This window comes from Candidatus Venteria ishoeyi, from assembly GCF_030378065.1.
Classification (GTDB): domain Bacteria; phylum Pseudomonadota; class Gammaproteobacteria; order Beggiatoales; family Beggiatoaceae; genus Venteria; species Venteria ishoeyi.
On the sequence record NZ_JAUCGJ010000083.1, the window covers coordinates 1 to 8,601 of the forward strand.

8 protein-coding genes are annotated in these 8,601 nt (G+C 45.0%); 3 read left to right on the forward strand and 5 right to left on the reverse strand.

Annotated elements, in window-relative coordinates:
- Positions 1-190: 190 nt before the first annotated feature.
- Together QUF61_RS17665 and pyk are read left to right on the forward strand one after the other, a co-directional pair.
- A complete protein-coding gene (locus QUF61_RS17665; protein ID WP_289682884.1) occupies positions 191-1,369 on the forward strand; it encodes a phosphoglycerate kinase in 1,179 nt (392 codons plus the stop codon).
- Between the two features lie 79 nt (positions 1,370-1,448).
- Complete coding sequence (gene pyk, locus QUF61_RS17670) at positions 1,449-2,930, forward strand: pyruvate kinase (RefSeq protein WP_103921682.1); 1,482 nt, start codon at positions 1,449-1,451, stop codon at positions 2,928-2,930.
- A gap of 238 nt (positions 2,931-3,168) precedes the next feature.
- On the opposite strand, the gene QUF61_RS17675 is transcribed toward pyk, so the two are convergent.
- The 4 genes from QUF61_RS17675 to QUF61_RS17690 form a co-directional block, all read right to left on the reverse strand.
- A complete protein-coding gene (locus QUF61_RS17675; protein ID WP_289682885.1) occupies positions 3,169-3,738 on the reverse strand; it encodes a hypothetical protein in 570 nt (189 codons plus the stop codon).
- The gene (locus QUF61_RS17680) at positions 3,735-5,471 is read right to left on the reverse strand and encodes an OPT/YSL family transporter (RefSeq protein WP_289682886.1); all 1,737 of its coding nucleotides are present in this window, start codon (positions 5,469-5,471) and stop codon (positions 3,735-3,737) included. Before QUF61_RS17680 ends, QUF61_RS17675 begins: the two co-directional genes overlap by 4 nt.
- Positions 5,472-5,564: 93 nt before the next feature.
- Positions 5,565-5,831 carry a thioredoxin family protein gene (locus QUF61_RS17685; RefSeq protein WP_103921685.1) on the reverse strand — a complete coding sequence of 89 codons (267 nt, stop codon included), beginning with the start codon at positions 5,829-5,831 and terminating at the stop codon, positions 5,565-5,567.
- Positions 5,832-5,912: 81 nt separating this feature from the next.
- Entirely contained in the window at positions 5,913-6,866 is a 954-nt protein-coding gene (locus QUF61_RS17690) for a permease (protein WP_289682887.1), read from the reverse strand.
- Between the two features lie 183 nt (positions 6,867-7,049).
- On the opposite strand from QUF61_RS17690, the gene QUF61_RS17695 reads away from it, so the two are divergent.
- Positions 7,050-7,520, forward strand: a complete 471-nt coding sequence (locus QUF61_RS17695; protein WP_289682888.1) for a transposase — start codon at positions 7,050-7,052, stop codon at positions 7,518-7,520.
- Between the two features lie 27 nt (positions 7,521-7,547).
- Here the strand turns inward: QUF61_RS17695 and QUF61_RS17700 are convergent, their stop codons facing one another.
- Positions 7,548-8,468 (reverse strand): hypothetical protein, encoded by a 921-nt coding sequence (locus QUF61_RS17700; protein ID WP_289682889.1) that lies wholly within the window; start codon positions 8,466-8,468, stop codon positions 7,548-7,550.
- Between the last annotated feature and the right edge of the window lie 133 nt (positions 8,469-8,601).

Below are 8,601 nucleotides of genomic sequence, written 5' to 3' on the forward strand. Positions count from 1 at the left end.
GCGAAGTGGTGTTGAAAACAATATTCCAAAATTTGGTTTGATGCAATATAAATATGATTATTTTAATGAAATATATACCAATGACATACAATTTTTTACAAATGAATACAAAAAAAGATTCAAAAAAACACTAGAGTGTAATGAATGCTAAATAAACATTAAACATAGCGACTAATCACAGGAGAAAACTATGACCATTCTTAAAATGACCGATTTAGACCTTGCTGGTAAACGTGTTCTGATTCGCCAGGACTTAAACGTGCCGGTTAAAGACGGCAAAGTCACCAGTGACGTGCGTATTCGTGCCTCCCTGCCGACTATTGAACAGGCGATGAAAGCAGGCGCTAAAGTCATGCTGATGTCACATTTAGGCCGTCCGACTGAAGGCGAGCCTGCTGATGAGTTTTCCATGTTACCGGTTGCCAATCACTTAACTGGATTGCTGGGTAAAGAAGTCAAGTTGGTTAAAGACTATCTGGGCAATGCCCCTGAAATGGCAGACGGTGACGTTGTCTTACTGGAAAATGTACGTTTCAACGTCGGTGAGAAGAAAAACAACGAAGACCTCTCCAAACAATACGCCGCTTTGTGTGATATCTATGTGATGGATGCATTTGGTACAGCCCATCGCGCTCAGGCTTCTACCCACGGCGCGGGGCAATTTGCCGCAACGGCTTGCGCTGGCCCCTTATTGGCCGGTGAATTAGACGCACTGGGTAAAGCACTGGATAATCCTGCACGTCCTATGGTTGCTATTGTTGGTGGCTCCAAAGTTTCTACCAAACTGACTGTGCTGGAATCCTTGTCTAAAGTTGTTGACCAGTTGATTGTTGGCGGTGGTATTGCCAATACCTTTATTGCCGCAGATGGACATTCAGTTGGTAAATCCCTGTATGAAGCCGATTTGGTTGATGAAGCAAAAAGATTGGGTACAGCAGCGAAAGCCAATGGTGGTGATATTCCTGTACCTACCGATGTGGTTGTCGGCAAAGCGTTTTCCGAATCTGCTGAAGCGACCTTAAAGGCTGTAGATGCGGTAACTGAAGATGATATGATTTTTGATATTGGCCCGGATACCTCTAAAGCCTTGGAAGAAATTCTGAAACAAGCTAAAACCATTGTCTGGAATGGCCCGGTTGGTGTGTTTGAGTTTGATCAGTTCGGTGCAGGCACCAAAGCCTTATCCATGGCGATTGCAGAAAGTGATGCCTTCTCTATTGCCGGCGGCGGCGATACATTGGCAGCCGTTGATAAATACGGTATTAAAGATAAAGTTTCTTATATCTCCACTGGTGGTGGTGCTTTCCTGGAATTTTTGGAAGGTAAAAAACTGCCAGCCGTTGCCATGTTAGAAGAACGCGCTAAATAAGTATCATATATTGCAGAGACGTAGCACTGCTACGTCTCTACCGCTTTCCTCCAACTGCCTAACCGGAACAAATCACAGCATGTTAAAAAAACGCACAAAAATTATTGCCACCCTAGGCCCGTCTTCTGACAACCCTGAAATGCTGGACGCAATGATTCGTGAAGGGCTTGATCTGGTGCGCCTGAACTTTTCACATGGAGCATTTGAAGAACATCAGCAGCGCGCGGAACGGGTGCGGGAACTTGCCCGAAAAAATGGTCGCCAGGTTGGTGTTATCGTGGATTTACAAGGCCCCAAAATCCGTATCGGTCGTTTTCTTGCCAAAAAAATCATGCTGAACGAAGGTGATCCCTTTACGATTGATCCCAAGTGGCCATTAAAAGAAGGTACCCAAAGCTGCGTTGGCACCACCTATACCGCATTGCCCGTTGATATGAAGGTCGGCGACACCCTGTTGCTAGATGATGGACGCATCGTGGTTGAGGTTGAAAATATCGAAGACACCCAGGTGCATTGTAAAGTTATTGTTGGTGGCGAGCTTTCCGACAATAAGGGGATTAATCGCCAGGGTGGCGGCTTATCAGCAGATGCGCTGACAGAAAAAGATAAAGAAGATATTATTTCCGCAGCCAAGCTCAATGCTGATTATCTGGCAGTTTCTTTCCCCCGCTCTCCAGAAGACATTCATAATGCCCGACAATTGCTATACGCCGCTGGCGGCAAAGGCGGCATTATTGCGAAAATTGAACGCGCAGAAGCAATGGATGTCCTTGATGGGATTATTCAGGCTTCCGATGCGGTGATGATTGCGCGTGGTGATTTAGGTGTGGAAATTGGGGATGAGGCATTGCCACCGGCCCAGAAATCAATTATCAAAAAAGCCCGTACTCTGAAACGTGCAGTAATTACCGCAACGCAGATGATGGAATCCATGATTCATAACCAGATTCCAACCCGTGCTGAAGTGTTTGATGTAGCTAATGCCGTGCTTGATGGTACTGATGCTGTGATGTTGTCGGGTGAAACCGCAGTTGGACGTTATCCTGACAAGGTCGTCGGTGCCATGTCACGTATTTGTTTCGGGGCAGAACAACAGCGCATCGCCCGCACCTCTGGTCATCGCATGAATGCTGACTTTGTGCATATTGATGAAGCCGTTGCAATGGCAACAATGTACGCAGCCAATCATTTACATGTCAAAGCCATTGCGTCCCTGACAGAGTCTGGTTCTACACCTTTGTGGATGTCGCGCATGAGTTCTGGCATTCCGATTTATGCACTGAGCCGTAACGTGGAAACCCGTCGTAAAGTCACCTTATATCGTGGTGTTTACCCCATCAGCTTTGACGTACTGGCTAAAGACGACAGTATGACTACAAATTATCGCATTATTGATGAGCTCAAACGTCTTGGTGCAGTACAAGACGGTGACTTAATTATTATCACCAAAGGCGATATTCCCGGCCTTGGCGGTGGTACCAATGTGATGAAAATTGTCCAGGTTGGTGTCAAACCTGTTGAGGAAAAGCGCTTGGAAGTGCCCAATACCGATGAACCTTAACTTAGCTTGATGCTAACTTAAGGCGTGAGGATAAAATAAATACAGAAACTGGGCGCAAGATTTTTATTCATTTTCAAGGCGTGAAAACAGGCACGTAGCAAGCTATGTAACTGTTTTCGGAACGCAGAAAATGGAGAAAAAGACCAGCCAAGTTTCTCATGAATCCGTCACCTGATTTCTGATTCGGCAATTTTTTATACCTCCCGCAGAGGCGCAGGGATGCAGAGAAATGTAAGTTTCATTTCAGCACTTCCTGCCATTGTTTAACCAGTTCGATTAACTGCGGAAATAGTCGTTGTACTTCAGCAGCATGACCATCAATATTGGCAGAGACCAGGCGATTAAACAAACGCTCGCCCTGTGCCAGTTGATTAAGCAATAAAGCACTTTGCGCCTGGGCTAGGTGATTTTTTAATACGGTGCGACTGGCGATAATATGTAATAAATAGTTAGCTTCTAATTTTTCAAACTCTGCTTGTAAAATCTGCCTGTCATTAATCGCCTGTAAGTGTATTAAATCTTGTTGTAGCTGTTGAAATAAATGCCTGATGTGTTGCAATGAAACCACTTTATCAGCATTATTATCGATTTCACTTGCTGTTGATAAGTTTGTTTGCGTTTGTTGAGATGAGCTATTCAGTTGCCGAATCCACAAACTGCCGAGCAACCCCATAGTTAAGACCAGAATATAAACCGGCAGGGTATCAGGCCAGGTTGCACCAGATACCGGCATCTGCGCAGCACTGATTAAGGCTAAACTAATACCGCCAATAAATAAAACCCAGGCAAAAAAAAGTTGTATGTTCATGTCATTGCCAATGCATAAATTGCCGCGCCCACACCCGTCAACGCTTCGCCAATAATCAGACCCGCAGCCAAGGGCACCAACTGGTGTTCTGCAAATGCCAGTCCTTTGCGGCGCACCACCCACATCTGGGTTAAACAACCCAAGCCATAACCCAGGGTAATAGAAAACGGCAAATACATCGCCAGCCCGCCTAAGATACCTAAACCCGCTATCGGTGCAAAACCCAGTACAATGCCAACCAAAGCACCAAGAATAAATTTTTCCGTGGGAATGGAATGGGTTTGTACCGCATTAATCACTTCAGTCAAAGCACTGGCCTGAGGTGCTGGCAGGCTGGTACCTTCACCAAAACCATGTGCACCCCCTGCACCACTGTGCCAGAGTACGTATAAGGTGGCAAACGCCACCAGTACGCCAATCCAGGATGTGGCAAGCTGCGCGACCTGTTGCCAGAAAGGACGGCTGCCAACCATAAAACCGGTTTTTAAGTCCTGCATCATATCTGCGCTTTGCCCAATGGCGATAGCAACCCCAATGGTGACCATCATCGCAGCCAGGAGATTGCCGTTAAGCAATAGCATCATCATGGTAATTGAGATTAAAGCCATGCCGGAAATCGGGGAAACATCTGTTAAACCTGTGGCTTCCGCAACAATCAAACCCGCCAGCCCCATCCACAATGTGCCCAGCAGGGCAGCCAGCAGCGCTTGCCATAAGGCAATACCCGGTGTACTCCAAAGCGCAAAAAAGAAAAACAACAAAGCGGCGATTGCGCCAATAATCAAAACACCAACCGGTAACTCTTCACGATCCAGGCCGGTCTGGTGTTGTGTAGCTGCTGCCAAGGCATGAATAGCCTGTTTGATAGAGGGGTAATTTAAGACCACTTCAATCAAAGCTGCGCCAATGAGCACCCCAATACCCAGGGGGCGTAAAATTTCACCATAAATATAATCAGTTTGCGCAACACCACTAAGCTCAGCGGGAATCCAGCCCAGAGACACTGTTGCTGGTGAGATAATCCACCACGCCAATAAACCACCAATAAAAAAAGGTAAACCGGCACGCCCGGATAACATACCGGCGGCAAAATTTAACAGGGATAAGGATAACATTGGCGCGACATAAGCGGGTAATACACCAAAATCAAAGTGTAATTCTTCAAATTCCAGATCGATCAAACCCGGCATACTCAGCCAACCAGACAGCAATAATAACTTCCAACTGCTTGCAATCAGAAAACCAATACCGAGTAATTTGGCTTTATGTAAACCCGCAGGGCCGGTGCGAATAATGGCTGCAACCGCAACACCGGTGGGAAAACGCAGGCGATCTTGTTCAATCAGTTGTTTACGCAGGGGGATAATCAGAATGACACCCAGTACCGCACCGCCTAATCCGGCAATCAGCAAGGGTAAAAAAGGAATACTGTTTTGTTGACTGAGCAGGAATACCGCTGGTAATACAAATACCACGCCCGTACCCGTAGAATTAATACCGGAAGCAATGGTCTGGTTAATATTGTTTTCAACAATGGTGCCTTTTCCCAACACCAGGCGCAAGAAAACATAACCTAAAATAGAGGCGATACTGGAACCGCCAATGGAAAAACCCAGTTTCAGCGCGATATAAACAAAAGCAACATTAAGTAACACGCCTTGCAAAAGACCTAAAAGCACCGCCGCCAGCGTGAACTCGCGGTAAATTGTAGGGCGCTTTGTCTTATCGCGCATAAATAACTCCATTAAGGCAGAATAGCCTGATTCAATCAGACATTTTTATACCACAAAAATCATATGCAATCAGCTTAATGGATATACGACTTATCAGCAACAATTATCGTCACCGGGACAACAAGAAGATTTAAACCAGGATAAAATTGTTTTTTTATCTGGTACACCACCTGCGTGGGCAATTTTGCCATCAACCAGCACACCGGGAGTCGACAGGATACCGTATGACATGATTTGTGCCATATCCTCAATTTTCTCCAATTGAATGGCAATACCATTTTCAGCAGTGACCTCGTTGATACGTTGATACGTGGTATTGCAGTTGGCGCAACCTGTACCTAATACTTTGACATCTATCATTTAAAACACCTCTCAAAAGATAATAACGTGAGGTGGAAGCGGTTTTCAGCGCTTTTAGCGCTGATCGAGCTTACACCGAACTCAGATTACAATATTAAAAAACCAACCCACCAAAATAATTGCCACACTCAATATGGCAACAAATAAGGCTAAAGCCTGCCATTGAATCACTTTTCTTAAAATTAATAATTCCGGCAGTGAAATTGCCGCAATACTCATCATTAAAGCCAGCGTAGTACCTACAGCAACACCTTTTAACAACATGGCTTCTGCCAGCGGTATTACGCCTACAGCATTGGAATATAAGGGTACGCCAAGCAATACTGCCATAGGCACTACCAGAAAGTGATTACTGGTAGCCAGCAATTCCACCCAGGAAGGCGGGAAATAACCATGAAAAGCAGCGCCAGCGGCAACGCCAAACAAAACCCATTTCCAGATACGCCCGACAATGTCTTTAACTTCAGCCACGGCATAGTGATGACGCGCAGATAAATCCTGCTGCGTATCCAGGGTTTGCGCCTGACCCATTTTAATATCCCAGACATAGGCTTCAACCCATTTTTCCGGCTTAAACTTCTCCATCGCTATACCGCCAAAATATGCCACTACCAGCCCGGATAAGACATATAACAAGGTAATTTTCCAGCCGACTATGCCTAACAATAAGACTACAGCAATTTCATTAATCATCGGGCTGGCAATTAAAAATGAGAAGGTTACGCCCAAGGGGATGCCCGCTTCCACAAACCCGATAAATAAGGGTACGGAAGAGCAGGAACAAAATGGTGTAACCGCACCTAAAAGTATAGCCAGAATACGCGCCAAAAATTTAGGCTTGCCCTGCACATATTTTCTGACCTGTTCCGGTGAGATGAAAGAGCGAAACAAACCCATCAGGTAAATAACCAGTGCCAACATAAAAAAAATCTTTGCACTGTCTGCAATAAAAAAATGCAGACTGTGCGCAATCGCATCGTCAGCCTTTAATCCTAATACCTGATAAACCAAAAAATCAGCAAATAATTCAAACATTCATTTTACTCGGTATGGGGTTCTAAACAGTTGGAACACTGGCATAAACAACGCTGGGTACTGGGCTACAATCATTATAGTTTCCATGATGCAAGCATAGGTATTCTATGGTTGGACTTTGGACAAATTAAAACTTCGCATCTTTTATAATTGGTTATATGAGAACCAGTATGGAAGTGCGAAATGTACGAATACAAAGAGCAGTTCAAAGCTATCCGCCAAGCACTTTACGATAGTTTTCTATTACGGGCCGATGCCCTGTTCAACCTGCTTGACAGTTTGAGTGGCAGGCAGAGGGCGCAGTCAATAGTGGAATTGTCGCTTGAGTCCTTGTACGAACGACAGTATAGCAGTCTGTATGATGCCGTAGACTGCTTCTTTACTGCAAAAAAACCAGATGAAGCAGCCAAAGAGCGTCAGGAAAAGGCTTTGGAACGGATAAAGATTCTATTGCCAATCTTACCCAAGCCATCAAGACATCCGTTTTGGTTAACAGGAATAGACGCAACACCGGCATTGCGGCCATACGCAAGAACACTGTCTGACCACGGCGTAACGTATCACCCAAATCCTGCACCGGGAAATAAACCAATTGGCGTGGGACACAGCTACTCGGTATTAGCATTACTACCTGGGGTGACGAAAATCACCTAATATTAAAAATAAAAACAGGTCCCACTTTTATTCCTGATGATGATTGGAAAAAGCATGCCTTCTTCTGGCCTGCACAGTATCCCCAAGGTACTTTTTTTTCCACTCAAGTACTGTCTTTACAGGTGTGCTTTCCAGTGCTTGTTTGACGATGTCGGCATTTAACTCAGCCACCATTGCGGGAAGTGCTAACAATAGTCCAGTGAAACCACTTTTAGACTGCTCGCCTTCCAGGTATTTCTGCTTGCCAAATACCGATTCAATCACCTCACTGCTACCGGGCAAGCATTCATTTAGACGACATTGCACAGCTTGGCTACGTATAAATCGCAGCAGTTCATGACGTAACTGGCGATTCGCTGCATATTTTAGTCGTGCTTGTTGCTTGAAATGAAGTGCCAGTTTCAGCGCTATGTCCTGGCTCAATCCGTGATAACTGATAAACTGTTCTACTATCTTTACCACACTGTGCATTTCTACCCATTCTTCTATCACTGGACGGTATGCTTGCAAAGCATTAAACTTTGCTTTGAGCAGTGCAGTTTCATCTGCTGTGTGATCAAGTAGCACCAAAATTTTTTGTGCCCATTTAATACGTTCTTCAAGGTTCATATAGCGTGCTTTGACACGCAATGCAGGTGGTGTCAAATGACTCAATTCAGTTTGCTGCAACTGCTTTTTCAGGCGACTGGCAAAGACGCTGAAGTCATTCCGGCATTCGTCTTTTTCCAGGTGATGCTTGAGCATTAAAGCAATTTTATGCTTTACATCATAAATTGCTGTGGTTTCTTGATGTGACTGGCAAAAACGTTTGATGCCTGAATTAATATCTGTGCCACGGTCACTCACAATGGCTCGGGGTACACCAGTTTTAGCAACTGCCTCTTCAAGCTTTTGATAAACCACATCGCCGTTGGCTTTCGTGACAGGTTCCAGGGTGATTGGTTCCATATCCTGCTGAAAACTCCGAAAAACTATTCTGAGATACCAGCATACGCTTGCATCTCGGAATAAAGCTCATCAGAAATATGATGTTGCTCTCTGAATTTATTGACACTTTTTGCTATCAGCAGCTTTTTCAAAC